This window comes from Alteromonas sp. BMJM2, from assembly GCF_027257845.1.
Classification (GTDB): Bacteria; Pseudomonadota; Gammaproteobacteria; order Enterobacterales; family Alteromonadaceae; genus Alteromonas.
In genome coordinates, this window is the sequence record NZ_JAPVOT010000008.1 from 169,836 (window position 1) to 196,394 (window position 26,559).

A 26,559-nucleotide genomic window follows, 5' to 3' on the forward strand; every position below is an offset into this window, starting at 1 on the left:
TGTAGCTAAAATTAAAAAGCCCCTTTTTCAAAGGGGCTTTTTTTTGCGCAAACTCTACAAGTACAGGTCAATGTTTGAGTTGATGTTTAATGAGCACAAGCTTAATCCTGTTTATCGTCGCTAGATAAACCATGCTGGTTCACATCTAATCGCTTACTAGGCTGTACTCCCAACTCTCTAAAGTTTTCTATTTGGCGAACAATGTTTCCTCTACCACGTGTTAGCTTATTCATAGCCTGTTCAAAGCTGCCTTGGGCACTGTCTAACGACTTACCCACTTTTTCCATATCGTTAATAAAGCCTACAAATTTGTCGTAAAGCTTTCCGGCCTGCTCTGCTATTTTTTGCGCGTTTTGATTTTGATATTCGTACTGCCAAATATTGTTAATTGTACGCAAGGCAACAAGTAAATTAGTCGGACTAACCAACATGATATTGTGATTTAGCGCCAAAGTGACTAGCTCTGGCTCTTCTTCTACTGCCAATAAAAATGCGGGCTCTATGGGAATAAATAGCAGCACATAGTCAAGGGTTCTTAACCCTTTGAGATTTTGATAGTCTTTTGCCCCTAACCCCTTAATGTGTCCTTTGATAGAAGTCACATGCTGGCTTAAATACAGCGCTTTTTGCGATTCGTCTTCGCAGTTGTAAAAACGCTCATAGGCTGCAAGACTGACCTTTGAATCTATGATGACATCTTTGTCGTTAGGTAAATGGACGACAACATCCGGTTGTAAACGCCTTCCGCTATCAGAGTTGGCAGATACTTGGGTCTCAAATTCATGCCCCTCTCTTAGGCCCGACTCTTTTAATATGCGCTCTAAAACCACTTCGCCCCAATTTCCTTGTTTCTTATTATCACCTTTGAGTGCGCTTGTAAGCGCAGAAGCTTCTTCTGTTATTTTTTGATTAAGTTCTTTCAGGCTTAGTATCTCTGTTTTAAGAGACGCCCGCTCTTGTCCTTCTCTTATATGCTGCTCTGATATTTGACGCTTGAAGCCTTCAAGTTCGTTCTTAAACGGCGCGAGCACTGCCTCAATATTTTGTTTGGTTTGCGTTGTGTATCGCTGCTGCTTTTCCTCAAAGATTCTATTGGCTAGATTTTCAAACTGTGTTTGCAGCCGTTGTTCAGAGGCAGCCATATTGGCCAGTTTTTCTTCATGGTTTTCATGAAGCGCATCTATTCGCCCTTGCTGGGCCTCGTTTTGCGCTTTCACTCTAGCTAGCGCAATGCGCTCTTCATGTAACGACTGCACTAGAGATTGATTCGTAATTTCTAGTTGCTCGACTCGTTCAGATTTTGCGCTAACTACTGCGAAGTGTTGTCTTAGAGACGTTAGTTCACTGGATAGCTCGTCATAACTGCTTTCTTTGTTTCGTAATTGAGCGTTGAAATGTAGGGAACGAGCAACAAAGCCGACAAGAAGAATTAAGGTGATGACAGCAATGATGAATAATACAAGGGAGTGTGAGGATAAGTATTGGATAAACATAGTGCGCTTTTGTACTGTTATTTTGTACAGCACTATAAACAAAAACAGGCGCCATTGGCACCTGTTTTTTTCTAGTGTATCTAACATCCCCCAACACATAGTGCTTGAGGAGCGTTTTTACATAAAAACCGCTTATTTACTCAGTGATGAATCTAAATCTTCGATTTTTGCCTTCCAAATAGCAGGCCCAGTTTTGTGGGCATTGGCACCGGTGCTATCAACCGCTACGGTTACCGGCATATCTTCAACGTCGAACTCGTAAATAGCTTCCATACCAAGCTCTTCAAAGGCCACAACTCGAGACTTCTTGATGGCTTTAGACACTAAGTAAGCCGCACCGCCTACAGCCATTAAATATACCGCTTTGTGTTTAGCGATTGAGTCTACCGTAGCAGGACCGCGTTCAGCTTTACCAATCATGCCAATTAGGCCTGTTTTCTCAAGCATCATATCGGTAAACTTATCCATACGTGTTGCAGTTGTTGGGCCTGCTGGGCCAACCACTTCATCGCCAACCGCATCAACCGGTCCCACGTAGTAGATGAATCGATTAGTCAGGTCAACGCCTTCTGGTAATCCTTCACCATTATCCATCATGGTTTGAATGCGCTTATGGGCAGCATCTCGCCCGGTTAGCATTTTTCCAGAAAGTAGTACTGTTTCGCCGACTTTCCAGTCTTGTATGTCTTCTTTAGTCACATCGTTTAAATTTACGCGGCGAGTATTTTCACCGACTTCCCAGGTCACTTCTGGCCAGTCTTCTAAACGTGGCGGCGTTAGTTCAGCAGGACCAGAACCATCAAGGTAGAAATGAGCGTGGCGTGTGGCCGCGCAATTAGGGATCATAGCAACCGGCTTAGATGCAGCGTGAGTAGGCAGTGATTTAATCTTAACATCAACAACGGTAGTCAGACCGCCAAGTCCTTGAGCGCCAATGCCTAACTTGTTGACTCGCTCAAAAATCTCAAGACGCAATTTTTCATCGGTATTTTGCGGGCCGCGTTCAATCAGTTCCTGAATGTCCACAGGATCCATCAAACTCTCTTTTGCCAAGACCGCTGCTTTTTCAGCAGTACCACCTATGCCTATGCCAAGCATACCTGGCGGACACCAACCTGCCCCCATAGTTGGCAATGTTTTTACCACCCAATCAGCAATGTCATCGCTAGGGTTAAGCATAACCATTTTTGATTTATTTTCAGAACCACCGCCTTTAGCAGCGATCATGACTTCAATTTTTTCGCCTGGCACCATATCAATGTGTACAACTGCCGGCGTGTTGTCTTTCGTATTCTGTCTTGCCCCTGCTGGATCTGACACGATAGAGGCTCTTAAGGGGTTATCTGGGTTGAGGTAGGCACGGCGCGTCCCCTCATCTACCATTTCCTGCACTGTCATGTCGGTCTTATCCCAAGACACGCCCATTCCTACTTTTACAAAACAGGTTACTATCCCGGTGTCTTGGCACAAGGGACGTTTACCCTCTGCCGACATACGAGAATTAATAAGAATCTGAGCCATGGCGTCTTTGGCCGCTTGGCTTTGCTCTTTGTTATAGGCTTCCTCGACTGCTTTTACATAGTCTAACGGATGGTAGTAAGAAATGAACTGCAGGGAATCTTCAATACTATCAATGAAGTCTTGTTGACGGATAACGGTCATGACATCCTCTTTTTATTTTGCTTTCGTGGTCTTAGCTAACTAAAAAAGCGTATACTAACGCATCTATTATCATCGCACCATGCAAAAGCGTGTGCCGTTGGGTTTTTATCATTGTTGGCAGCGTAATTTACGCATCAGTTACAATGCATATGTCCATTTGAGTGCAGCGAATATGCCTAGTATAGAAGAACAAAGCGCAAATAATATTTATGTCTTTTATTGCAGATATCACCAACGTTTCCGTTACTCCTTTCACACAGCAACAAATTGCGCACTTTTTGAGTGCAGATAGCGCGGCTGCTTCAACCACATTCTTAAACTTGTTTAGTCAGGTTGCTCACTGTGAGTGGTCAATTTTGCTCGACACTGCGGGTTCAAAGCAAAGTGATGGCCGTTTTAACATCATGGCGTGGAACCCGTCTTTGATGATTAGAGCCGCAAAAGGGCAAACCCAATTGATTGATGCCATCAGTAATACTTCATGTACAGTCAATGAAGCGCCCTTCGAAGCAACTGAAAAATATCTACACAAACAGGTTGCGCATATTGCCGATACAGTTGACAGCCAATTTGCTCATTTGCCTTTTCTCATCGGGGTTGCCGGAATGGCAGGCTACGATACAGGCAGGTTTTACGAAACCCTACCCGCTCGTGCTGAAGATGACTACGACACGCCTGACTTTGCTGTAGGCCTGTACTTACAGTCGATTATTGAAGACACGAAAACTGGGCTTTTTTATTATTGCTCAGCGAATAGCAGTACTCAGCCTGATTTTTCTCAACCTGATTTTTCTCAATCGAGCTTTTCCCACGTCGATTTTCCAGACCAAAGTTGGTTACAAACAGTAAATTCAAACTTAGCAGCGCAAAACTCAATAAATGAGAATACTCGTGAACAGGGCGAAAATCGTGGACGTGCAGAATCTTTAAAACGCGAAGAATTCACTGTAACGACCCCCTTTGCGTCTAATTTGACGAAACACGAATATTGCCAGCGACTTTCGACAATCCATGAATACCTGACTGCGGGTGACTGTTATCAAGTGAATATGGCTCAGCGTTTCACTGCGCATTATCGTGGCGACTTTTGGACAGCATACTGTCGATTGCGCGATACTAATCAAGCGCCATTTTCAGCGTATTTTCATTTACCCGAAGGAACTATAGCGAGCATCTCGCCTGAACGTTTTCTGAGCGTAAAGAATGGTATTGTAGAAACCAAACCTATTAAAGGCACCCGTCCCCGTTTTACGGATAAACAGCGTGATGAAGAAAGTGCAAACTCGCTGTTGAATGCAGAAAAAGATCGATCTGAAAATTTGATGATTGTGGACTTGCTTCGCAATGACATTTCAAAACACTGCAACCCTGGAACGGTGAATGTTCCAGCCTTATTTGCTCTTGAAAGCTATGAGGCGGTGCACCACCTTGTAAGCACAGTCACAGGAAAGTTAGCAAGCGAATCAACACCACTAGACCTTTTGGCATCAGCATTTCCTGGAGGCTCAATTACTGGAGCACCCAAGATTAGATCTATGGAAATTATTGATGAATTAGAACCACATAGACGCAATATCTATTGTGGCAGTATATTTTATATGGGGTGTCGTCAGGACATGGACTCAAGTATCTGTATACGCACCGTATTGGCAGAAAACAATAAGCTGCATTGCTGGGCAGGCGGTGGTATTGTTTTGGACTCACAGGCGCCAGACGAATACCAAGAAACATTAGATAAAGTATCGAAAATAATCCCTGTGTTAGCTGCATTTAACGAGGGCAATGAATGACAAAAGATGAATTTTTGAATCAGTTTCACCATTTGCGTCTGCCGCATTTAGAGCCTGACTTTCCCCTTACCAAAACGGGACGGCCTGCGGCAGTTCTCATTCCTCTAGTCGATTATGGCACTTCTCTTAGCGTGCTTCTTACAGAGCGAGCACATCATTTACGTCATCACCCAGGGCAAATTAGCTTTCCGGGCGGTGCAGTTGAAGAATCTGATAACACCCTTTTTGATGCAGCAATGCGAGAAGCTGATGAGGAAATTGGGTTGCCGCCCAGTCATGTAGACATTGTTGGCGTTCTTCCTCGCTACCGTACCGTCAGTGGTTACGAAATTGCGCCCGTAGTCGGGTTCGTTAATCCAAGCTTTGAACTCAAACTTGATCCCAATGAAGTTGAAAGCGCTTTTGAAGTACCGTTAGCTCACGTTTTAAACCGAAAAAACCATTTAATTCATAAAACCCATCTTAATAAACGGGCATTTCCCATTTATTTCATACCATGGCAAGAGCGTATGATTTGGGGTGCAACTGCAGCTATCCTACGAAATCTTTCACACCATATTCATCCGTAAGCAACTGAAAAAAATCGATATTACCGTTTCTGCCTTCAGTAATTCCACGCTTACAAGGAGAGTGAGTAATTCGCCCTATCAATTTATCTTTACAGTCTATTAGCAAAACTAATCACATTATTAGCATTTCTGTATTGTAGTTAATGTTTGCTGAATGCATGATCGTTGTCATTACTAAATAACATTTTGAAGTTTATGATAAGTGTATTTGACATGTTTAGCGTTGGTATTGGTCCTTCAAGTTCACATACTGTTGGCCCAATGAAAGCAGGTGCTGAATTTGCTGCTTTTCTAGCAAAATCAGAAACAAAATCTGAAGGCCCGAAATCAGATTCGCTTTTATCGAGCGTAGACACGATAAAGGTTGAGCTTTTTGGTTCACTGGGCCAAACCGGCATAGGCCATGGAACGGGTAAAGCCGTTATCCTCGGTCTTTTAGGTCACACCCCTGAATTTGTCGACGTTGATAAAATTGACGCCATGCTTGAGCATGTGCACTTAACAGAAACACTGTGTTTAAACGACGAAAAAGAAATCGCGTTTCCTAACAAGAACGCCATTGTCTTTCATCGCAGAAAGACATTGCCTAAACACGCAAATGCATTAACGTTTTTCGCCATGAATGGCGCGACGGTTGTCGCTCAGCAAACCTATTACAGCATCGGTGGTGGCTTTATCATCAAAGATGAAGATTTTGATGAAACAAAAGCACATGCCGCGTCGCTGCAGGCTGAAGTTCCCCTGCCCTTTAAAACGGCAGAAGAGCTTTTGTTGCTGTGTAAAAACAATGGTTTGAGCATCAGCTCGTTAATGCTTAAGAATGAGTCAACATTTAGGCCTAAACATGAAGTCAAGCAAGCGCTTTATAATATTTGGCTTGTTATGAAAGCGTGTATTCAGCGTGGGATAGAAAGCGAAGGCATTTTACCTGGCGGTTTAAAGGTGGTACGTCGAGCTCCAGGGCTTTACCGTCGCTTACAAACCGAACATACCACCGACCCCATGCAGACCATGGATTGGGTAAATCTATTTGCATTGGCTGTTAACGAAGAAAATGCCTCGGGTGGTCGTGTGGTTACAGCGCCAACCAATGGGGCCGCTGGAATTATTCCAGCGGTATTGCAATACGTTGATAAATTCATCCGACCTGTGGATGAAGAAGTAGCCAGTCGATTTCTCCTTACCGCTGGAGCGATAGGCATTCTGTATAAAGAGAATGCGTCAATCTCTGGGGCCGAAGTTGGCTGCCAAGGCGAAGTTGGCGTGGCGTGTTCAATGGCTGCTGGCGCACTTGCAGAAATTATGGGCGGAACGGCATCATCGGTCGAGAACGCAGCGGAAATTGGAATGGAGCACAATTTAGGTCTTACCTGCGACCCTGTTGGCGGTTTAGTTCAAGTGCCTTGCATCGAGCGTAATGCGATGGGTGCGATAAAAGCGATTAACGCCTCGAGGCTCGCTCTTCGCGGTACCGGCGAGCATAAGGTATCGTTAGACAAGGTGATTAAAACTATGCGCGATACTGGAAACGACATGAAAACGAAATACAAAGAAACTGCCCGCGGTGGCTTAGCGGTTAACATTATTGAGTGCTAGCGCTGCACAAACTTTTTATATAAGCAAAAGGGGCCAGCGGGCCCCTTTCTTGTTTGTACACCAAAATTTGGTAACAGGTATCGCGTCTTTTTTGTTGAGCTTGTTATTTTACGGGCAACGTAACGCCCTTAAACATCTTCTCAACTTCATCATTATTTTTTAGCATCATGGCTTTTTCGACTTTGTCTTTTGTTAAGTGAGGCGCAAAGCGCTCAATAAAGTCATACATGTAACTGCGTAGAAACGAGCCTTTTCTAAAGCCTATTTTCGTGGTGCTATAGTCGAACAAATGGCTGGCATCAATTTTCACTAGGTCAGAATCTAACTCTTCATTTACCGCCATGGAAGCAATAACACCAATACCAACACCAAGGCGCACATAGGTTTTAATAACATCTGCATCGGTGGCGGTGAATACAATTTTAGGTGTGAGACCGGCACGCTCAAACGCTTGGTCTAATTCAGAGCGGCCTGTAAACCCAAATACGTAAGTCACAAGCGGATACTTCGCAATATCGCTTATGTCGATAGAGCCCTTTTTAGATAAAGGGTGATCTTTGTTTACGATGACACTTCTATTCCAATGGTAGCAAGGCAACATAACGAGGTCGTTGTATAGATGCAGTGCTTCAGTAGCAATTGCAAAATCCGCTTCACCTTTTGCCGCTAAATCACTTATTTGCGATGGAGTGCCTTGGTGCATATGTAATGACACCTTGGGGTATTTTGTCATAAAGCCCTGAATAACATCAGGAAGCGCATAGCGCGCTTGAGTATGGGTTGTGGCTATGTTGAGTTTACCTTGGTCGGGCAACGTGTGTTCTCTAGCCACCGCTTTTATACTTTCTACTTTGGCCAATATTTCACGAGCAATATTAATAACATCACCGCCGGCATCCGTTACGTGAGTAAGATGCTTTCCACTGCGGCCAAAAATTTGAATGCCCAGTTCATCTTCTAACATGCGAACTTGTTTACTTATGCCGGGCTGAGAGGTGTACAAACTCTCTGCGGTTGCAGATACGTTAAGATTGTTATTGACGACTTCTACTATGTATCGAAGTTGCTGTAGTTTCATTGGCTATACCGCTTCATTGCTCTTTATATACACTATACTCCTATACTTATAACCAAAACTACATTTTTTTAAAGGTTGATATTACTTAATAGCCATAATATTGTTCAAACGATGCTTAAATTGAATAAAATTCAAAAACATGAATTCATTTTGCTTCGTTTTAATCTACATTATAAATAGGTTGTCGCCGCCCTGTTAACTGAGACTCAATGACATCAAACAAACAAATATCTGCCAAAATCGACTTTTCTTCAGTATTAGCCGCTGCTGTGCATGATATGAAAAACTCCTTGTTTTTACTTATTCAGTCAATAGAAGGTTTGAGAGACACATTATCAAAAGAAGACAGTGGCTCGAGAGAACAAGTTGCGAATGTGCACTATGAAGCCTCGCGATTGAATACGACGTTAGTGCAAATACTTTCTTTGTATCGGTCTGAGTTAGAAAGTATCCCTATCAGTTCGGATGAGTGCTTTGTTGCCGATTTAATTGACGATGTTGTAGGGTCAAACGCTTTTTACATAGAACAAAAAAACATCGAAGTCACTGTAAATGTTGATGAAGATGTAAGTTGGTATTTAGACAGCGAGCTTATTTATCTCTTGATAAACGATGTTATTGTCAACGCATTACGCTATGGCACATCTCGTATAGTCATACGGGCAAGCGTTGTCGATGATTATCTGTCAATAAAAATTGAAGACGATGGCAATGGGTATCCGGACGAAATGCTGTCTAAAAGTCATTCAACTTTGAGTAACTTTGAACTGAGCCAGGGCCGAACGGGGTTGGGTTTATTTTTCGCTAAACTGATAGCAGACGCTCATTCGCACAACGATAAGGCGGGTATCATTTCACTGTCCAATGGCGGGAGTCTCGGCGGAAGTGTATTTGAAGTGAAAATACCGTAGAATTAACCAATAATAAGGCGGCCGATATAATGAGAACAAAAGCGAGCGTCGGCAACTGAGCCTAAATTTTATGTAGACAGTGTTTTTAAGATAGCATTTGTTGAACTATGTATTTAGAAATAATGTTTCGGAAATAATGAACTGATGGAACCACACGCATGTACGTGATAATAATTATTCTAATTGTTGTATTGCTCATTGCCGCGATATTTATAAACGCCATTCAGCAACATAGACAAAAGCAGGAAGCTGAGCGCAGAGCAGAATTAGCAAAACAAAAGACCATTGTTGATGAGACAGAAAATGTGCTTTCGGCTTGTACCAACATGCCCGTTTCCTCACGAATTATCGGTATTTTGCATAACCGCATGGCAAACGCGCTTAAAGCGATTGACAGTATTGCCCCAACGCGTGATGTAAAGCAACGCATTGAAAGTAGCAAACAAGCTGCAGACGCGTCACTTCAAACCGACGGTAGTGATAATGTTGACTTTGTACTGCCAGACAATGACAAAACCATCATTCAATATATTCAAGCGGTTAAAAAGCTTCGTATTTTGTTGCGCTCTGAACACAGCAAAGGCCAAGTGGGTTCAAAGCTTTTTTCTGAAGAAGACAAACAGTTAGAAAGACTGCAAGTTAAGGTGAATGTGGAGACTCTGATTAAGCGAGGGCGAACAGCTCAATCGACAAATATGCTGGGGTCTGCTCGCCAGTATTTCGAAAAAGCAAAAATCGCATTAGAGAATCAAACCAATCATGATGAATACGTTTCATCAAAACTTGCTACGCTTAACGCATGGCTAAACGAAATTCAGTCTGACCTTAAAAGCGTTAACGAAAAAGACCGTGCGAGAAAGCAAGAGGAAGAACGGGACGAGCTTGACGAACTCTTTGCACCTAAGAAAAAATGGTAACGCTTTACATGCATTTAATACTGCCGTGTGCTTAGCTTAATCACGGCCTATTCGGCAAACATCTTATTCACTAGCATAGCGCTCTGTGGTCAGCTGCCACAGAGTTTGCGCTGATACAGATAGCCCTCGTCGCTCGTTTCTTAATAGTCCCACTCGTTTACACAATAAACCTTCATTAAAAGGTGCTTTGTCAGAGGGTTCTCTATCACAGGGGGATGCATCAGAAGACGCTTCTGAAGAATTTACCTTTGAAAAAGGAAGCGCGATAAGACCCAATGCTTCCATCTGCTGTTGACAAATTGATGGCATGATAGAAATTCCCAAACCACTTTTGATCAGTTTACCTAACGTAGCCAACTGCCCGGTTTCTGCCACAATATTGGGTTCGCCATATTGTAACAACTCAGCTTCAGTCCACTTTCTTACCGCTGAACCACGATTCATCATCACCAGAGGAAAATTAAGGCACTGCTGCCAGCTCGCTTTATTATTGAATTTTGCAGCCTGCTCTACTGATGCTACAACGACAAAGCGATCCGTGAACAAGCTCTCAAACTCTAAGCCCTCTTTATGTTCAGGTTCAAAGGTAAAGCCAATTTCTGCACGTCCGTTTCTTATCTCCTGAACGACTTGCTCCATTACTACGTCTACAACGCGAAGGTTAATATTGGGCGCTTTGTGATGAAAGTCGTGCAGCAGACTCGGTAAATGTGACTCTGCGAATGACGGCATTGCGGCAATGGTAAGCTGACCTTTTGCCATTGCGAATAAATTCTGAATATCCGAAAATGTATTATCCCAGTCTCTACTTAAGCGAAGTGCGTTGGGTAGCAAAGCCTCTCCCTCGGGGGTTAAACTGACATTTCGTGTGTTTCTCTTGAATAATCTTCCACCTAATTCAGCTTCCATTTTCTTTATTGAAGAAGACAGCGCAGGCTGAGTGAGGAAAAGCTTGGCAGCCGCCTCTGCGAACGTTGTAGAGTGAGCAACTTCGATGAATGCACGCAGGTGACGATAGGAAATGTTCATGGCAATTAATAACTTTATTTTATTAATAAGAAGATAAATTCAATTTTACATAAGTTGCTACAGAACAGATACTATTTGTTAACAATCCATTAGTGGAGAATTAAATGGCTGGATTTAATAAAGTAGTTAACACATATGAAGAGGCACTCTCGGGGTTATCGGACTCAATGACGGTGATAGCCGGAGGATTTGGTCTTTGTGGTATTCCTGAAGGTTTGATTGCACATATTAAAACCATGGGCGTAAAAGATCTTACTGTCGTATCGAACAACTGTGGCGTCGATGGATTCGGATTAGGCTTACTCCTAGAAGATAAGCAAATTTCTAAAATGGTGTCGTCTTATGTTGGCGAAAATGCATTATTCGAGAAACAGTTGTTAAACGGTGAACTTGAGGTAGAGCTAACGCCTCAAGGTACCCTGGCCGAGAAAATGCGCGCTGGTGGTGCAGGAATTCCAGCGTTCTATACCGCTACTGGTTATGGAACCCCTGTGGGCGAAGGCAAAGAAGTTAAAGAATTTGATGGCCGTCCGTATATACTAGAACACGCCATTACTGGCGATTTTGCCATTGTGAAAGCGTGGAAAGCCGACAAGTTTGGGAACTGTGTATTTAGACACACAGCGCAAAATTTTAACCCAATGGCGGCAACAGCAGGCAAAATTACGGTAGTGGAAGTAGAAGAGATCGTAGAGCCTGGAACCTTGTCTCCTAGCGAAATTCATACGCCGGGGATCTACGTTAACCGCATTATTAAAGGCGAATTTGAAAAACGTATAGAGCGCCGTGTAGTAACGAAGGAGGACGTGTAATGGCTTTAACGAGAGACCAAATTGCAATGCGAGTTGCACAAGAGTTTAAAGACGGTGACTACGTAAACCTCGGTATCGGCATTCCTACCCTTGCAGCCAATTATGTGCCTGGTGACATCAGCGTTATGCTTCAATCAGAAAACGGCTTATTAGGAATGGGACGATACCCAACCGAGGCCGAAGTTGACGCAGACATGATTAATGCAGGTAAAGAGACCGTGACGGCGACCATTGGCGCATCAATATTTAATAGTGCAGAAAGTTTTGCCATGATCCGAGGTGGCCATGTGGACTTTACGGTGCTCGGTGCCTTTGAGGTTGATGTGTCTGGCAATATTGCGTCTTGGATGATCCCTGGAAAGCTTGTTAAGGGTATGGGCGGTGCAATGGATTTGGTAGCAGGCGCTAAAAATATCATTGTGACTATGACTCACACAGATAAACACGGTAACTCAAAACTTCTACCAGCGTGTACGCTCCCCCTAACAGGCGTAAACTGTATAACGCGTATTATCACTGATCTCGCCGTTCTATCCGTAGAGAACGGTGCTTTCGTATTGCAGGAAAAAGCGCCTGGTGTATCTGTAGAAGAGATTAAAGAGAAAACCATTGGTAAGCTTATTGTGCCAGATGATGTAGCAGAAATGGTGTTATAAAATCTATTGGGTGATTGCAAAGCAATGATGACAGCGCATGTAAAATATGTATCTGCTCCCATGTTGTCAACAAGCACGCTAGACGATATTAACTAAAAGCTGGAAGATAATGAGCTAATCGCATAAGGGGTTAATACCTTCACTGTGCGCATTGTGAAAGTTCTTCCGGCTTTTTTGCTTTTTATGGCTATGTTTTCACTGAATAGATATCACTTACTTTCAAATCAGTAGCCTTTAAGGGATAATGCCCACGAATATTCACATAGAGGCTCTACCTTGCTAGTTACTGACTTACCGGTTCATCATAAAATTATCTCCAAACTTGAAAGTAAGAACATCACCACCCTTACGGAAATTCAGGAGCGGACAATGCTACCCGGTATTCAGGGTAAGGACATTATCGCGTCCTCAAAGACAGGCTCAGGTAAGACTTTCGCCTTCTTAGTACCTGCGATTAATCGTCTCATGTCTCAAAAAGCACTGAGTCGACAAGACCCTCGTGCACTTATACTTGCTCCAACCAGAGAACTGGCGAAGCAAGTTTTTATTGAAGCAAAGTCAATGTGTAGTGGCCTAAGTTTGTCCTGCGAACTCATTGTTGGCGGTGAAAACTTCAACGACCAAGTAAAAGGTTTGCGTCGCAATCCTCATATTATTGTGGGCACCGCTGGCCGTATAGCCGACCACTTGATTGGCAAAAGCATGTATTTAAACGGCTTAGAACTACTCATTTTTGATGAAGCTGACCGCATGCTTGATTTGGGTTTTGCCGCTCAGCTTAAGTTAATTAATACCTACGCCGACCACAGAAAGCGTCAAACCATGTTGTTTTCCGCCACCCTCGATAACATTGAGCTTAAGCACATGACAACGCAACTCACTCATTCAGCGGTAAGAGTGGCTGTGGGTAGCTCTACGGGCGAGCATGGCGATATAGAACAAACCTGCTTTTTTGCTGATAACGTGAGTAATAAAGACGAAATCCTTCGGTTTGAACTCGCTAAACGAGAGTACAACCAAGCGATTGTGTTCACCGCTACCCGCGAAGATACCGATAGGATTGCTGCAATACTCAACGAAGATAACCTTGAGGCTATCGCCTTAAGAGGTGATTTAGCTCAGCATCAACGTGCTTCTATCATGAGCAGTTTTTCTAGAGGCCAGCAAAGTGTTCTGGTAACAACGGATTTAGCTTCTCGTGGTTTAGACTTATCAAAAGTCGGTTTAGTAGTTAACTTCGACCTTCCCAAAAATGCCGATGAATATATTCACCGAATTGGACGTACCGGCCGAGCAGGACAAAAAGGCGAAGCTTTCTCTCTTGTTGGTCCAAGAGACTGGAACAGTTTCGAGGCACTTAAAACTCATCTTCAATACGCCCTTGAATGTAAACCTCATGATGAATTTAGTGCAAAATTTGAAGGTTTCACTAAGAAGAAGAGTACGCAGAGTAAAGGAAAACCAATAACAGGCAAAAACCGTGATGCTAAGCCTGTTAGAGCAAAGCCTGTAAGACGTGTTGACCCTATGGAAGGTGCGGATATTGGAATGGTGCCGGTGAAGCGCAAGCCCCGTAATACTAGTGAGCCTGATTCTGAGGAAGAATAGTCAATCAAACACTCACGGGTGCTAATACAAAAAAAGCGAGCTTATGCTCGCTTTTTTTGTTCGTGTTTGAAATGGCCGTTATTGCAAACGTATTAGTATTCCCACCAACACTCTTGCCACCATTCTAAAAACTCTTCGAAGTCTATATAACCGTCGTCATTGCCGTCGATTAATTTAAAGCCTTCTTCAACGTGGCTCGCCTTAGTTTTCGGCGAAATAATGGTTAAAAGCTCAATAAACTCGGTTAAATCTATTTGACCATTTCCGTCACGGTCAAAAAAACTGAAGTCTTTTCTTATCTCTTCAATTTTTGCATCTGAAAGTTGAGTACTCACTCTCATTCCTTAAAAAACAACAACGATGGGGTGAGTGTATCGTCTCTCCTTTCGAGTGTCTATGCCTCTTTTTCTTTTGCCTTTTCATTTGCTTTTAAGGCGCGATTACGCTGTGCTTGAGCTTTCTCTAAGCGCTTTTGTTCCATGGTCAGTCTAGCGTCTGTTCCGACGTGTTCTTGCTGTCTAGCTTTCGCTAGCTGTACCTGCTTCTCACGCTCTCTAAATCGAGAGATTTGATCTTCAGTATGGGTGCCGTGGCAATGGGGACAGCTCACTCCTGGCTCGTATTTATCACTCTCTTTATCTTCTGCAGTGATGGGTAAACGACACGCATAACATTGCTCGTAATGACTCTTCTCTAAGTCGTGATTGACCGCCACTCTATTATCAAAAACAAAACAATCACCTTCCCACAAGGATTCCTCTTTTGGTACATCCTCTAGGTATTGTAGAATTCCGCCCTCTAAGTGATAAACGTCTTCAAAACCTTGTTCTTTGAGATAGGCAGTAGATTTTTCGCAGCGTATTCCGCCTGTGCAGAACATGGCAACTTTCTTGTTTTTAGCCGGATCTAGGGATTTAGCGACGTACTCAGGAAATTCCCTGAAGGTGTCGGTTTTTGGGTCTATCGCGTTTTTAAACGTACCAATTTCTATTTCATAGCCATTACGTGTGTCGATAACGGTAACGTCTGGGTCGCTTATTAACTCATTCCATTCACTGGGCTTTACGTAGGTACCTACGGTTTGCCGAGGGTCTATCCCTTCAACACCCATGGTGACAATTTCTTTTTTAAGTTTTACTTTAGTGCGATAGAAAGGCTGCTCATCGTGAAGAGACTCTTTACAGGAAATAGGGTTAATCCGCTCGTCACTATTTAGGTAACTGATTAATGCATCGATACCTTCTCTGGGACCAGAAACGGTTCCGTTTATCCCTTCATGAGCGAGTAGAAGCGTGCCTCTGATGCCATTTTTTTCCATGACGTCAGTAAGTGGCTGGCGCATCTCCTTAAAGTTTTCAAGCGCGACGAACTTGTACATCGCGCATACAATATATTTTGATTCAGATTGTGTAGACATTATTTTAACCTTTGCTGATTGGAGCGTAAGACCAGTGCAAAATGCGGCGCGCAGTATACCAAAACGATAGGTAAAACCAATGGGAAAATCGAACGAAGTTTATTACAGTAGATCTAAATCAACAAAACTGCCCTACACTGCCATCCTAACATGCTCTTCATTTTCGTCCTTGGCGCTAATAATGTCATACAGCATAGTATTGTCTTCTTCGATGTCACTCTTGTAAATATTGGCTAAACGCTTTTGAGTCCCCAGACTGCAGTTATTCTTAACATCATCGGGTATGCGTGACGCGTCGTCAAATTGGGCAAGCGGTGAAGGGTTCATCGATAAGAATAAGCGAGCAGAGGCTAAATCAGATGACATGAGTGATCCCAACGTAGCCATATTCGCCCAATCTTTATCTGCAGCTTGTAATGCGGGCTGTCTGTAGTGACTCAGGTTACTTATTTCGTTTTGATAGGGTGAGTCTTCGCTCTTTGCATGTGGCGTTAAATGTATAGGATGGGCTAACGCATTTTGATGCATGGCTAGATACAGAGCAAACAAGCGACCTTGTGAGGAGGCTTTTGCCAATGCACCGTTAAACTCCCAGCGGTAACTAGGGTCCAATTCAACGGTACTGTTTGAATTGACTTGCTCAACGCTCATGATGAAAAACTGTAGTGATATTCATACGTTAGTTGTCGGCTGAATAATAATATTCTGAAGGATCAAATTGCTCATTACACATTTTTAAACCATCATTATGTTTTCTCGCTCTGCAAATCTTTGAGGATGCAGTGAAATACAGTGATAAAAGAGTACTGATTGTTGAAGATCAGCGACCATTTTTGCTTATGCTTAAAGGATTATTGCAATCGATGGGCGCTACCAACATCGTGACAAAATCCTCAGCGGAACAAGCTATTTCTGAAGCCAAACGCACAAAGTTCGATATTGTGGTTTGCGATCTACACTTAGGCGCTGATTTCAAAAATGGCTATGAACTAGTCGAAGAGCTGCGAGTAAAGCGACTAATTAAAACGACCTCTGTATTTATTTTGATAAGTGCAGACAGTACTCGCTCAATGGTACTTGGTTCTATTGATAGAAGACCTGACGACTTTTTAATTAAGCCCTTTTCTCAGGTGCAATTGAAAAGCAGAATTAGTAGAGCATGGCAAAAGCGACAGTTTTTGCAGCAGGCCTATGAACATATAGAAAAAAAACAACTCACTGATGCAATAACAGTACTCACCACCTTGTACAACAAACCTTCACATTACAAGGGACATTGTGAACAACTGCTAGTGGAAACTTACCGTCGAAAAGAAGACTGCAAAGGAGCGCTAGCTGTCTTAGCTCCCTACACTAGCGGCAAGCCCGTATTGTGGGCTCAAATTGCATTGGGAAAAACCTACATTCAAAACGCCGACTACGACAAGGCTATCACTATCGCGATGAAAACCCTTAAACGGAATCGTTTTAGCGCTGATGCAAACGACATATTAGCCCTCGCTCATCAGGGGTTAGAAAATCGAGAAGCGGCTTTAAACGCAATTAAAGAAGCCATTAAACTATCGCCTTACTCAGTTTCTCGTCATTTGCAAGCTTGTGAAATAGCAAAGCAAAATCTGGATTTCGTCACTGCTGCCTTATCATGTAGCGCTATTTGGAATCTTTCTAAGCGCACCGTGCATAAGAATAGTCTGCATTGGTGTACGTTAGTACGTAGCCTTCTTGATGTAGCAGAGCATTCTGACGACAAAAAGCAGCGGAACAAATATCAACAAGAGGCATTATTAGCACTCCAGCGAGGTAAATTTGACGAGCACCTTTTAAGAATGGATCGGAATTTCGATGTGGATATTTTCGGTAATATCGTCAACGCCAGAGTGAACGCAATAGACGGAAAATTGATTGATGCAAAAAAACACCTAGTCAACTCGCAAGTTGCTATCGAGGAAAAATACGCTGAGCATCCCACCGTTTATCTGCCTGACAGTATTAATGTGATGTATTCATTGGGAGAGTATGATGATGCGATTGCCCTGTCGAAAATTGTGGCAACCAGAACAGATGAATTAGATCAGAACAGCGCATCTATGCTTGAACAAGAGGCAGAAAAAGCAAAAACCAACTTGGCAAATTATCAGCAGTTTAATCGTGAAGGTATTCAGCACTATCAACAGAACTCATATGAGCGAGCAAAAGCGTCGTTTGCTTTGGCTCAAAATTATGCCCCAGTGAATATTGGTGTTGCGCTAAATTTACTTCAGTGCCTACTTCAGCTATTTAAAATTATCGACAAAGCAGACTCGCAGATGGCTGGTGAATGCAGGCGCCTTTATAAATTATTGGACAATATCCCACTCAAAGACGCCTACAGCGAAAAGTACTCAAATTTGCGTGACGAGTTATCGCTTTTTCTAGGATTATAGCTTTTTAACTGGTAACTACTTCTGAAACCTCTCTACTGTTGTAGTAAATTCATCAATATTATCGATGAGAGTTTTTCTTTGAGAATCACTGAGGGTGGATGCTACTTCCGAGACCATGGTGGCTGCCACTTTCATATTATGCGCGCTGGCTTGCTGGTAGGCTTCGCTTCGATATTCATCTGGGTTTTGCATTAAATAGGTTAAGTCTTGAACAAAATTCGAATTGGTGGTTTTGGTAATGAACAATCGACGGGCTGCATTTTGAATTTTTCTGCGATACTGCAACCACTCGTCAGACGTTGATACAAACTGGGCGTTGTAGGTAGCAATAATTTGTTTTTGCTCGTCAGACAAATCGCCAATGCGCTCTTCTACGTTCTCGGTCATCCGCTCAATACGCTTTTCACTGCGCTCGGTCTGTGATTGTTCGAGAAACTCCTTTCGCTCCTCTTCTTCTTCCTTATTGTCTTTTTCTAGTGTAGCGAATAACGACACTATTTGTTGGTCAGTAAGATCAACAGCAAGTTCAGCGAGTTCCGGGCTTATCTCCGCTCGCACTCTTTCCCAATGGGTCCTCACGTCATTGATATGCCCATAGACAGTGTCGTAGTCTAACTCACGGTTTAGTACTTGCTGTTTAAGTGTTTTCAGCTGATTCTCATAGCGTTTCAACTCACTGCGCTTATGCCACTGTAGCCAATTAGTTAAGTAGTCATCGAACCTTTCTTCTTGCTTATCGTTTAACTCTACATAATCATCTAGATACCAATATACCCACCAATCTAAGTTGTCGTAGGCGAGTTTAGAGGTACACGCCGTAAGAGAAATGAGTAGAAAAAAAATTACAGCAACGCGCATTCTGATTAACCTTCAATATGTTGTGTGCAAATAGCGTATTTATGTATAGACCGCCGAAACAGAAAAAGTGCAATATTAATGACGTCCCTTCCTGACTTCTGTTCTACTTTTTACAATAAATGTGCTCTACTTTTATACTATAAGAACGAAACCTACTGAGAAGGACTTTATTGTGTCAAAACGTGTCGCAGTATTAACGTCGGGTGGTGATGCACCGGGTATGAATGCATGTATTAGGGCAATTGTGATTGCCTGCAAAAAGCGGAATTACGATTTAATAGGCTACCTTCATGGCTACAATGGACTCATTAAGCAGGAGTCGATCTCGCTTTCCTTAGACTCGACGCACAATCTTATTCAACAAGGTGGAACCGTGCTACACAGCGCTCGCTGTAAAGCCTTTACAGAAGAGACAGGTATGAAGAAGGCCGCGGCTAATTTACTTGAGGCTGACGTAGATGCGCTTCTTGTTATTGGCGGTGATGGTTCTTTTCGCGGGGCTTGTCGCTTAGCTGATTATTATCACGGCCAAATTATTGGCATCCCAGGCACGATAGATAATGATATAGCCGGCACAGATGCCACCATTGGCTACTACACCGCCATAGACACAGCTATGAACTCAATAGATAAGGTGCGAGATACTGCCGATGCATTTGAACGCATATTTTTAGTTGAAGTTATGGGGAGACACGCTGGTTTCTTAGCATTGAACGCCGCGCTCTCTTCAGCAGCGGATTATGTAATATTGCCAGAATATTTTGAATCGCCAGAAGGTGAGATAAAGAAAATTCTTACTCAAATTCATGGTCAACGCCGCGTGAGAGGCTCAGTGAGTTTTATTGTAGTTGTAGCGGAAAACGTGTGGCCAAATGGTTTACAGGCCCTTACTGAAGCGCTTAATAAAAGTGGAATAACCGACGTTAGACCAGTGACGCTTGGTCATGTACAACGAGGCGGCACTCCAGTAAGCAACGATAGGTTACTTGCCACTTCATTAGGCGAGTATGCCATAAGTCTTGTTGGTACGGGTAAAAGCAATATCATGGTAGGGGAAGTGAACAGCGAGCCAACCATTGTGCCGCTAGCTAGCACTAGTGATAATAAGCCCCTTAACCAGGCTCAAGTAAGTTTAATGAAATCGATTATGAATGAAAGGTATAGCTAAGGTGGATACCCTAACCAGCAAGCGCGTAGGCGCTTGCTGAGGATTTATTAACGCTTATTTTCTGATTAAGCCATTTAATATCTAATACGCAAAGCTGTGCTACATTTTCATTGCAGCTTTTACTTTATCACGATGGCTTCTACTAACTTTCAACTCTGTCTCATTTTGCAGAATAAGGTGGTATTCGCCACTAATGTGACTTACGAGCTTTTTCACAAAACGGATATTCGCGATGGCAGAACGATGCACTCGTACAAAAAACTGAGGGTTCAGCTCCTGCTCCAGCTCCTTCATGGTTTTGCGCATAATGTGCATACCGTCAAGCGCGTGGACACACATGTAATCACCCGCGGCATCTATCCACTGAATGTCCTGAACATTGACCCGCGTTACTTCTGAGCCATCTTTAATAGCAAGCACATCGGGATAAGGGTTTGTTTCTACTGGCTCGCCATTAGCTAGCTTACGTAGAATCTCTTCACAATCATCGCCAGTTAATTCTGCAACTAAACTCACTAGTCTTTGTGACTGTTCGTCTTGGTGTGCCGTGCTGGTGTATTCTCTTACCTTATCGAGGGCTGCGCCAAGTCGTTCGTCATCTGCTGGTTTTAATAGATAATCCAACGCATGCACGTCAAACGCTTTAATCGCATAGCTGTCGTATGCAGTGACAAAAACAATCATCGGAATAGGCTGTTTGAGCTCGCGAAGTTTATGAATTACCTGAAATCCATTAAGCCCTGGCATCTGAATATCTAAAAAAACAAGGTCTGGCCGATGTTGAGAAATACTGCTTACCGCCTCAAGACCATTTTGGCACTCGGCCAGCACTTGAATATCGCTATGACGTTCAAGCCTTGCACGTAACCCTCTGCGAGCTAGCGGCTCATCGTCTACCACGATGGTTTTAATCATTTGCTTGGTCATATCATACATCCTTTACGTCATAGGGAATACGAATTCGAACTCGTACGCCTGAGGGCTGATTGTGCTCAATAGAAAATGCGAAATTGCGTTGATAAAGTGACTGTAAACGCTCTTTTATATTCACAAGTCCCACGCCATTCTTGCGGCTTAGCTGGCCATCTTGAATATCTGCACCAGGGCCGTTGTCGGCTACGTCCATTAATAAATCGTTACCAAAGGTGCGGGCAGTTACTGCAATTTGACCGCCGTTTTCCATTCTTGAGATGGCATGTTTGATCGCATTTTCAATAATGGGTTGCAATATCATACTTGGTACTAACGCAGACTCGCATTTTGGATCGATATCCCATACCACTTCTAATCTGTCATCGAAGCGCACTTTTTCTATTTCAAGGTATAAGCGAAGTACCTTTATTTCTTGACCCAGCGGAACACGCTTGATGGGATCGTTATCTAACGAGTAGCGTAAAAAGTTGCTGAGTTTAGAAACCATTGCCTCAGCGGTATCATTTTCTTTCAATAAGATTAACGTTGAAATAGCGTTAAGCGTGTTGAATAAGAAATGAGGGTTTAATTGATAGCGCAGCATCTTGATGTGGGCTTGATGAGCCATGGTGCTTGCTTTCAGGGCATTCTGCTTTTCTTTTTGCAGCATCTGAAAGTTTTTGATACCAAAATATACGCCACTCCAACACCCGACCATGATCAGTGAGTTTATCGTGTTGGTAAAATACATGTACCATTCATCTGGTCGGTAACCGTGCTTGTATATCTCCCAGTAATTAATATTTTTGACCACAGCCCATACTAGTGCGACGACGTAGCACGATGCGATAACGATGAGGATCATTTTAAGAGGCGAACGCTTTCGAGCCCACCTGTACACATATCGCAATGGAATGGTTAGCAGCCAACCTGCGTATGCGTTTAACATGATGATGAAGACCCAAATGGATCTGACGTCATGCAGAAAGGAGCCTATGTAGTAAATTAGCGCAAATCCTGCCCACCCTGCACTATGCAGAGTCCAAAATAAACGCTCGTTACTTTCTATTACACGCTGAAAGCGACTCAATGTAACACCAATTTATCATTACCGAATATAGAGCTTATAACCAAATTATACGCTCACAATCTACTGACCCAAGCAGCTTGGTCGTGTTGGTAGTGCGTCTGGTCGCAGCGACGGACAGCTTGACCTTTGTTGTGGAATTTCGCTGCAACAAGTGCCTCGCTTAAATAAGAGGTATGGTTAAACGACAACACGCCCTACCTTGCTGCGTCGCTAGTGTTAGTCACTTCTTAATAACTGATATTCATTCGTTTAAGCCAATGCACCCACCACCATGCAGGCCCAACAAGCAGAAAACGAAGGTCTTCGAAGAATGACGGCTTCTTGCCTTCAATTTTGTGACCAACAAACTGTAAAACCCACATAACCACAAACAGCGCTAAACTAAACTTCCAAACGGAAATATCAAAATGAGCTAACATATTGACCACACCAAAACACGCGATAGTCAGTAATGTCATCGCCGCACCAATAGGGCCAGACAATGAGAAGTAGTAATAGAGAATTGGAATAGCGATAATATGCGCCCAGGTAATATCAAAATGAGCAATAGCGTCTGGAGTGGGTATGCTCCACAGTAATCCGAGGGTCACCAAATAAATACTCGGCACTGCGATAGCGTGAATGATCACGTTGGTCTTATTTTGGTGGCTTTCACCATACTGCATCAACAGCCTTTCAATACTTCTCATTATTCCTCACCTTATTATTTGAGTTATCGTTTGTCAGGTTTTTGTTTCTTTCTTCATCAAGCCGACGGTACACACTTTCAGCTATTGAAGAACATTATGTCACTAAGGTATGTCTTGCGAGCAACTCACCAATCATTGCATCACCGGATTGAAATTTGATTCCATAATAAACCACGCGATTGTCTAATTTGTGATTTTTAACCATAGCGTTAATCTCAACAGGCTTACTATCAAGCATATATACAAGCGTTATTTCGGTATTGTCAATTAAAATGGGCCATTCAGGCTTAACTTGAAGCCCTATTTTACAACCGTGTTTTGATAAATCGACAATAATGCCAGACGCGTTTTCATCACCTTCAAAAACCTCTGAGATAATATCTACCGCAATACCTGGTAGCGAGCGAGTTGAGGCACGAAGCCCTATTCGCTGTATCCGTGACGGAAAGCTAGTTATAAGTATTCCGGCAGGTTTAGATAGCAATTTCAGTACTTTTACCCGATAGGCAATGACTTGCCCTGCGCTTCCTTCCACTATCGAGCGCACAACAACGACGTTATCAACCGTTAATGCATCTCTTACCGTAATCCACTTTGATGATGTAGGAATATGGAACAACATACAGTTGTTGGTATGCATGCCTAAATATTCTGTTTTAACGCGTTTAGACGCAGCAGGCATGGTTATCTCAAGATCCACAACATCCCCTGGTCGAAACGCGTTGAGCGCCTCAAAATCTTCTTCGCTTAGCGTTTTAGTGCCAGTTCTTTCAACCATAGGATTACTACTCAGCCCTTCTCATCCTGTTAGAAGCAATATCGGTCGCGCTATCGCTAACTAGAAACACATTTGGCTTCGACAGTATTTCAGATAGTGTAGAGCGCGTTTGATGCTTAAGTAAGCTCACTTCAGTATTCACTTATAGTACACTAGTTCTTAACTACGTAAATAAAATGAGTTTTTATGTCTGATAACACGCTGCATTATTCACTTAACATATCTCAGTGGCAGGCCCATCAATTTGATGTTCAGCTATCAATACCTGCTCATAGTGGCTCAACACTAACGCTTTCTCTACCTAGTTGGATACCGGGTAGTTATATGGTTCGCGATTTTGCAAAAAACATTATTTCGCTGTCTGCAAAGAAAACAGCTGCGAATACACTATCAGCAGAATCCTCCACGCAATCATCAGTTAGCATTGAGAAGTTAGACAAACAAACGTGGTCAATACAGACTGATGGTGATGCTTGCATTATCGATTATACGATTTATGCCAATGACTTATCTATTCGGTCTGCCTTTATCAATCATGAATATGCGTTTATTAATGGAACCAGTGCATTTCTACATATTGAAGAATTTGAACACTCACAGCATCAGCTTGAAATAACACTAGACGATAATATTCCATCGAACTGGAATGCGCATACGTCGATGGAAACCCGAGAGCCCTGTTCTTTAGATAGTAAGATAGACGCCGATGCCAATGCCAGCACCAATGCTAGGGGCTGGTATTTTGAAGCGAAAAACTATGATGAGTTTATCGACCATCCCATTTATGTAGGCGTGGCCGATACGTACGAGTTTGAAGTAGATAACGTGAACTTCACGCTGCTATTTTCAGGCAACAACAACATTGATTATGCGAGAATTGCGAAAGACTTAGCCCCTATTTGCCAACATCACCTGTCGCTATTTGGTAAGCCCTACCCGGTAGAAAATTACCTGTTTATGACCCTGCTAGCCGATAACGGTTTTGGAGGTTTGGAGCACAAATATTCTACGGCATTGCTTTACCCTCGCTTTGAGCTTCCTCTCATTGGTGACGGCGAAGAAAAAACAGACGGATACGTTACGTTTTTAAGTCTTTGTAGTCATGAGTTTTTTCACACATGGCACGTGAAACGCATTAAGCCTAATGTGATGGTAAAACCGGATTTATCCAAAGAAAGCTATACTAATCAACTGTGGATATACGAAGGGTTTACAAGTTTCTATGACGACGTCGCCCTTGCTCGTGCTGGCACAATACCAGCGCAAAAGTACCTCGACATTGTTGCTCAAAATATAAGCAGGCTTTTGCAAAACGCAGGACGATTTAAGCAAAGTGCGGCTGAAAGTAGTTTTGATGCATGGACAAAGTTTTACAAGCAAGACGCCAGTGCCACTAACAATATTGTTAGCTATTACACCAAGGGCGGTATTATCGCGTTAGGGCTCGATTTGCTATTGCGAGAGCAATCAGACGATAGGGTTTGCCTCGACGATGTCATGCGCGTTTTATGGCAGCAGTACGGCAAAGATGAAAGCGGAACACCGGATAATGTCATACAGACGTTATGTAAAGCGCACTTTGATATTGATGTATCAGATTATTTAAATAGCGTTGTATACCATACAGACGATGTTGAATTAGACGCATTAGTCCAACGAATTGGTGTTGCACTTCGCACTCGGGCAAAGGTATCTAGCGAAGATAAAGGCGGCTTATCAATAAAAGCGCCAATGAAACGACAGCTTGGCGCGACACTTAAACCAGCCCCATTGGGACTGACTGTTGCTCAAGTATTTGAGGGGCTTGCCGCCATGCGCGCAGGGATATTACTTAACGATAATATTATCGCTATAAATGGGCATGTGGTTTCTCAAGGCAAGTTACAACGTATTTTAGATACAACGTTAGAGTCAACAGCAGAAGTCAGCGTAATTCGAGACGGCCAATTGTTAAACCTGACCTTACCTATTATGGAAGCAAGAAAAGATATGGCGTTTTTTGAGATAAATGACGCAGACGCATTTAATCAATGGCTTGGGGTTAAATAGATAATATAAGGCGATGCGTTTATGCATCGCCTTACTCCACCGACTGTTCGGCTATTGCGGAGTGCCTGTTACAATAGTTTGCGGATCTAAGCGCATTTTACCAAGGTTGATACGCCAGTCTAAGTGTGGGCCGGTGGCCCGCCCCGTTTCACCGATGGTACCTATTTGCTCGCCTTTTTTAACCCTATCCCCAACATTAACGGTCATACTGTTTAAATGAAGAAAGGTAGAGAACACCCGCATCCCATGGTCGAGAATAAGAGTATTGCCTGAATAATATAAATCCTCTGCCATAGTGACAATGCCATCCACGGGGGCATAGACAGGCGTACCTGTCGGAGCACCCACATCTACGCCGTAGTGTGGCCACTTAGGCACGCCGTTCAACACCCGCTGGCTGCCGTATACGCCAGTAATGGGGCCTTTAGCGGGCCATGTAAAACGAGTAAACAGCGCATCTAAATCGCTGTTAGTGCTTCTCGCTTTTGCCACGTTTATATTGTCTTGCTTAATACGCTGAGTGACCGATGCCGGCGGCGTTACCATCTTTTGTTCTAAACCGTCAATGCGCTGAATGTTGTATTCACGCTTTTCTAACGTAATGTGACGCACTGTTTCGCTACCATCAGCAAGCGTTACTGTAAGGGTATGTTCAAGGGGTGCAGTTCGATCGAAACCAATAACAAACTTTCCATCACGATTTGTGGACACAGCCGAATCATTTAGGGTCACAGTTGCATTTTTAGGTACTTCACCGCGTAACAACGCACCTTGTGTAAATACTCCGTTTAACACGAGTGGTGATGGTTGCTTGTCATCGCTGTGCTTGGTATCCATTTTACTGCTTGGGAGTGAGCTATCTGAAAAAGCGCCAGTGGAATACACTTTTGCAGCATAAGCGTTTATAGAAAAGCTCCCGATAACAAATGCAGCTAGCACAGAGGTGAAGTGTGTGGTGCTATTTCTAGTATTCAGTGAAAACTTCATGAGGTCGAAATCCTTTACCAACAAAAATGTGTGTTTTGCGGAGACTCTAATAATAGTAAGTAGGCCA

At 43.1% G+C, this 26,559-nt stretch carries 24 protein-coding genes; 11 read left to right on the forward strand and 13 right to left on the reverse strand.

The window, feature by feature from the left end:
* Nucleotides 1-101: 101 nt before the first annotated feature.
* Nucleotides 102-1,493, reverse strand: a complete 1,392-nt coding sequence (gene rmuC / locus O9X84_RS10990; RefSeq protein WP_269519798.1) for a DNA recombination protein RmuC — start codon at nt 1,491-1,493, stop codon at nt 102-104.
* 132 nt (nt 1,494-1,625) lie between these two features.
* Nucleotides 1,626-3,155: a fumarate hydratase gene (locus O9X84_RS10995; protein WP_269519800.1), complete on the reverse strand. Its 1,530-nt coding sequence runs from the start codon at nt 3,153-3,155 to the stop codon at nt 1,626-1,628.
* A gap of 209 nt (nt 3,156-3,364) precedes the next feature.
* Between O9X84_RS10995 and pabB the strand changes: the two genes are divergently transcribed.
* The 3 genes from pabB (at nt 3,365) to O9X84_RS11010 (ending at nt 7,110) form a co-directional block, all read left to right on the forward strand.
* Entirely contained in the window at nt 3,365-4,945 is a 1,581-nt protein-coding gene (pabB, locus tag O9X84_RS11000) for an aminodeoxychorismate synthase component I (protein WP_269519801.1), read from the forward strand.
* On the forward strand, nt 4,942-5,514 hold the full coding sequence (locus tag O9X84_RS11005) for a CoA pyrophosphatase (protein WP_269519802.1): 573 nt from the start codon (nt 4,942-4,944) through the stop codon (nt 5,512-5,514). The genes pabB and O9X84_RS11005 overlap by 4 nt, the downstream gene beginning before the upstream one ends.
* A gap of 195 nt (nt 5,515-5,709) precedes the next feature.
* A complete protein-coding gene (locus tag O9X84_RS11010; protein ID WP_269519803.1) occupies nt 5,710-7,110 on the forward strand; it encodes an L-serine ammonia-lyase in 1,401 nt (466 codons plus the stop codon).
* A gap of 103 nt (nt 7,111-7,213) precedes the next feature.
* Here the strand turns inward: O9X84_RS11010 and cysB are convergent, their stop codons facing one another.
* Complete coding sequence (gene cysB, locus O9X84_RS11015; protein WP_269519804.1) at nt 7,214-8,188, reverse strand: HTH-type transcriptional regulator CysB; 975 nt, start codon at nt 8,186-8,188, stop codon at nt 7,214-7,216.
* A 209-nt stretch (nt 8,189-8,397) separates the two neighbouring features.
* Between cysB and O9X84_RS11020 the strand changes: the two genes are divergently transcribed.
* Both O9X84_RS11020 and O9X84_RS11025 read left to right on the forward strand, forming a co-directional pair.
* Nucleotides 8,398-9,099: a sensor histidine kinase gene (locus tag O9X84_RS11020; RefSeq protein WP_269519805.1), complete on the forward strand. Its 702-nt coding sequence runs from the start codon at nt 8,398-8,400 to the stop codon at nt 9,097-9,099.
* Between the two features lie 158 nt (nt 9,100-9,257).
* Entirely contained in the window at nt 9,258-10,016 is a 759-nt protein-coding gene (locus O9X84_RS11025) for a hypothetical protein (RefSeq protein ID WP_269519807.1), read from the forward strand.
* Nucleotides 10,017-10,079: 63 nt separating this feature from the next.
* Here O9X84_RS11025 and O9X84_RS11030 read toward each other — a convergent pair whose 3' ends face one another.
* On the reverse strand, nt 10,080-11,045 hold the full coding sequence (locus O9X84_RS11030; protein ID WP_269519809.1) for a LysR family transcriptional regulator: 966 nt from the start codon (nt 11,043-11,045) through the stop codon (nt 10,080-10,082).
* Between the two features lie 104 nt (nt 11,046-11,149).
* Here O9X84_RS11030 and O9X84_RS11035 point away from each other — a divergent pair, with 104 nt between their 5' ends.
* The 3 genes from O9X84_RS11035 to O9X84_RS11045 all read left to right on the forward strand — a co-directional run bounded on the left by O9X84_RS11035 (nt 11,150) and on the right by O9X84_RS11045 (nt 14,121).
* The gene (locus O9X84_RS11035) at nt 11,150-11,857 is read left to right on the forward strand and encodes a CoA transferase subunit A (protein WP_269519810.1); all 708 of its coding nucleotides are present in this window, start codon (nt 11,150-11,152) and stop codon (nt 11,855-11,857) included.
* A complete protein-coding gene (locus O9X84_RS11040) occupies nt 11,857-12,513 on the forward strand; it encodes a CoA transferase subunit B (RefSeq protein ID WP_269519811.1) in 657 nt (218 codons plus the stop codon). Before O9X84_RS11035 ends, O9X84_RS11040 begins: the two co-directional genes overlap by 1 nt.
* A 276-nt stretch (nt 12,514-12,789) precedes the next feature.
* On the forward strand, nt 12,790-14,121 hold the full coding sequence (locus O9X84_RS11045) for a DEAD/DEAH box helicase (protein WP_269519812.1): 1,332 nt from the start codon (nt 12,790-12,792) through the stop codon (nt 14,119-14,121).
* 92 nt (nt 14,122-14,213) lie between these two features.
* On the opposite strand, the gene O9X84_RS11050 is transcribed toward O9X84_RS11045, so the two are convergent.
* From O9X84_RS11050 to O9X84_RS11060, 3 genes are all read right to left on the reverse strand, one after another.
* Nucleotides 14,214-14,456 carry an EF-hand domain-containing protein gene (locus O9X84_RS11050; RefSeq protein ID WP_442864528.1) on the reverse strand — a complete coding sequence of 81 codons (243 nt, stop codon included), beginning with the start codon at nt 14,454-14,456 and terminating at the stop codon, nt 14,214-14,216.
* A gap of 59 nt (nt 14,457-14,515) precedes the next feature.
* The gene (trhO, locus tag O9X84_RS11055; RefSeq protein ID WP_269519814.1) at nt 14,516-15,538 is read right to left on the reverse strand and encodes an oxygen-dependent tRNA uridine(34) hydroxylase TrhO; all 1,023 of its coding nucleotides are present in this window, start codon (nt 15,536-15,538) and stop codon (nt 14,516-14,518) included.
* 132 nt (nt 15,539-15,670) lie between these two features.
* On the reverse strand, nt 15,671-16,189 hold the full coding sequence (locus O9X84_RS11060) for a VC2046/SO_2500 family protein (RefSeq protein ID WP_269519815.1): 519 nt from the start codon (nt 16,187-16,189) through the stop codon (nt 15,671-15,673).
* Between the two features lie 131 nt (nt 16,190-16,320).
* Between O9X84_RS11060 and O9X84_RS11065 the strand changes: the two genes are divergently transcribed.
* Nucleotides 16,321-17,961 (forward strand): tetratricopeptide repeat-containing response regulator, encoded by a 1,641-nt coding sequence (locus tag O9X84_RS11065; RefSeq protein WP_269519816.1) that lies wholly within the window; start codon nt 16,321-16,323, stop codon nt 17,959-17,961.
* A gap of 15 nt (nt 17,962-17,976) precedes the next feature.
* Here O9X84_RS11065 and O9X84_RS11070 read toward each other — a convergent pair whose 3' ends face one another.
* Entirely contained in the window at nt 17,977-18,819 is an 843-nt protein-coding gene (locus O9X84_RS11070; RefSeq protein ID WP_269519818.1) for a DUF6279 family lipoprotein, read from the reverse strand.
* Nucleotides 18,820-18,991: 172 nt separating this feature from the next.
* On the opposite strand from O9X84_RS11070, the gene O9X84_RS11075 reads away from it, so the two are divergent.
* Complete coding sequence (locus O9X84_RS11075) at nt 18,992-19,987, forward strand: ATP-dependent 6-phosphofructokinase (RefSeq protein ID WP_269519819.1); 996 nt, start codon at nt 18,992-18,994, stop codon at nt 19,985-19,987.
* Nucleotides 19,988-20,086: 99 nt separating this feature from the next.
* On the opposite strand, the gene O9X84_RS11080 is transcribed toward O9X84_RS11075, so the two are convergent.
* From O9X84_RS11080 to O9X84_RS11095, 4 genes are all read right to left on the reverse strand, one after another.
* Nucleotides 20,087-20,914, reverse strand: coding sequence for a LytR/AlgR family response regulator transcription factor (locus O9X84_RS11080; RefSeq protein WP_269519820.1), 828 nt, complete (start codon nt 20,912-20,914; stop codon nt 20,087-20,089).
* Nucleotide 20,915: 1 nt separating this feature from the next.
* Nucleotides 20,916-21,989 (reverse strand): sensor histidine kinase, encoded by a 1,074-nt coding sequence (locus O9X84_RS11085; RefSeq protein ID WP_269519821.1) that lies wholly within the window; start codon nt 21,987-21,989, stop codon nt 20,916-20,918.
* Nucleotides 21,990-22,216: 227 nt separating this feature from the next.
* Complete coding sequence (locus tag O9X84_RS11090) at nt 22,217-22,678, reverse strand: Mpo1 family 2-hydroxy fatty acid dioxygenase (protein WP_269519822.1); 462 nt, start codon at nt 22,676-22,678, stop codon at nt 22,217-22,219.
* 94 nt (nt 22,679-22,772) lie between these two features.
* Nucleotides 22,773-23,456: a PilZ domain-containing protein gene (locus O9X84_RS11095; RefSeq protein WP_269519823.1), complete on the reverse strand. Its 684-nt coding sequence runs from the start codon at nt 23,454-23,456 to the stop codon at nt 22,773-22,775.
* Between the two features lie 186 nt (nt 23,457-23,642).
* On the opposite strand from O9X84_RS11095, the gene O9X84_RS11100 reads away from it, so the two are divergent.
* Nucleotides 23,643-25,505 (forward strand): M61 family metallopeptidase, encoded by a 1,863-nt coding sequence (locus O9X84_RS11100; RefSeq protein WP_269519824.1) that lies wholly within the window; start codon nt 23,643-23,645, stop codon nt 25,503-25,505.
* A 51-nt stretch (nt 25,506-25,556) separates the two neighbouring features.
* Here O9X84_RS11100 and O9X84_RS11105 read toward each other — a convergent pair whose 3' ends face one another.
* Nucleotides 25,557-26,342, reverse strand: a complete 786-nt coding sequence (locus tag O9X84_RS11105) for a M23 family metallopeptidase (RefSeq protein WP_269519846.1) — start codon at nt 26,340-26,342, stop codon at nt 25,557-25,559.
* Nucleotides 26,343-26,559 lie beyond the last annotated feature (217 nt).

Excerpts from the sequence above, each read along its gene's own strand:
- O9X84_RS11070 (WP_269519818.1), bottom strand. The coding sequence starts at position 18,819 with ATGCGCGTTGCTGTAATTTTTTTTCTACTCATTTCTCTTACGGCGTGT.
- O9X84_RS11010 (WP_269519803.1), top strand. The coding sequence starts at position 5,710 with ATGATAAGTGTATTTGACATGTTTAGCGTTGGTATTGGTCCTTCAAGT.
- O9X84_RS11095 (WP_269519823.1), bottom strand. The coding sequence starts at position 23,456 with ATGGTTGAAAGAACTGGCACTAAAACGCTAAGCGAAGAAGATTTTGAG.
- O9X84_RS11020 (WP_269519805.1), top strand. The coding sequence starts at position 8,398 with ATGACATCAAACAAACAAATATCTGCCAAAATCGACTTTTCTTCAGTA.
- trhO (WP_269519814.1), bottom strand. The coding sequence starts at position 15,538 with ATGTCTACACAATCTGAATCAAAATATATTGTATGCGCGATGTACAAG.
- O9X84_RS11025 (WP_269519807.1), top strand. The coding sequence starts at position 9,258 with ATGTACGTGATAATAATTATTCTAATTGTTGTATTGCTCATTGCCGCG.
- O9X84_RS11100 (WP_269519824.1), top strand. The coding sequence starts at position 23,643 with ATGTCTGATAACACGCTGCATTATTCACTTAACATATCTCAGTGGCAG.
- O9X84_RS11080 (WP_269519820.1), bottom strand. The coding sequence starts at position 20,914 with ATGACCAAGCAAATGATTAAAACCATCGTGGTAGACGATGAGCCGCTA.
- O9X84_RS11060 (WP_269519815.1), bottom strand. The coding sequence starts at position 16,189 with ATGAGCGTTGAGCAAGTCAATTCAAACAGTACCGTTGAATTGGACCCT.
- O9X84_RS10995 (WP_269519800.1), bottom strand. The coding sequence starts at position 3,155 with ATGACCGTTATCCGTCAACAAGACTTCATTGATAGTATTGAAGATTCC.
- pabB (WP_269519801.1), top strand. The coding sequence starts at position 3,365 with ATGTCTTTTATTGCAGATATCACCAACGTTTCCGTTACTCCTTTCACA.
- O9X84_RS11035 (WP_269519810.1), top strand. The coding sequence starts at position 11,150 with ATGGCTGGATTTAATAAAGTAGTTAACACATATGAAGAGGCACTCTCG.
- O9X84_RS11105 (WP_269519846.1), bottom strand. The coding sequence starts at position 26,342 with ATGGATACCAAGCACAGCGATGACAAGCAACCATCACCACTCGTGTTA.
- O9X84_RS11005 (WP_269519802.1), top strand. The coding sequence starts at position 4,942 with ATGACAAAAGATGAATTTTTGAATCAGTTTCACCATTTGCGTCTGCCG.
- O9X84_RS11030 (WP_269519809.1), bottom strand. The coding sequence starts at position 11,045 with ATGAACATTTCCTATCGTCACCTGCGTGCATTCATCGAAGTTGCTCAC.
- cysB (WP_269519804.1), bottom strand. The coding sequence starts at position 8,188 with ATGAAACTACAGCAACTTCGATACATAGTAGAAGTCGTCAATAACAAT.
- O9X84_RS11090 (WP_269519822.1), bottom strand. The coding sequence starts at position 22,678 with ATGAGAAGTATTGAAAGGCTGTTGATGCAGTATGGTGAAAGCCACCAA.
- O9X84_RS11040 (WP_269519811.1), top strand. The coding sequence starts at position 11,857 with ATGGCTTTAACGAGAGACCAAATTGCAATGCGAGTTGCACAAGAGTTT.
- rmuC (WP_269519798.1), bottom strand. The coding sequence starts at position 1,493 with ATGTTTATCCAATACTTATCCTCACACTCCCTTGTATTATTCATCATT.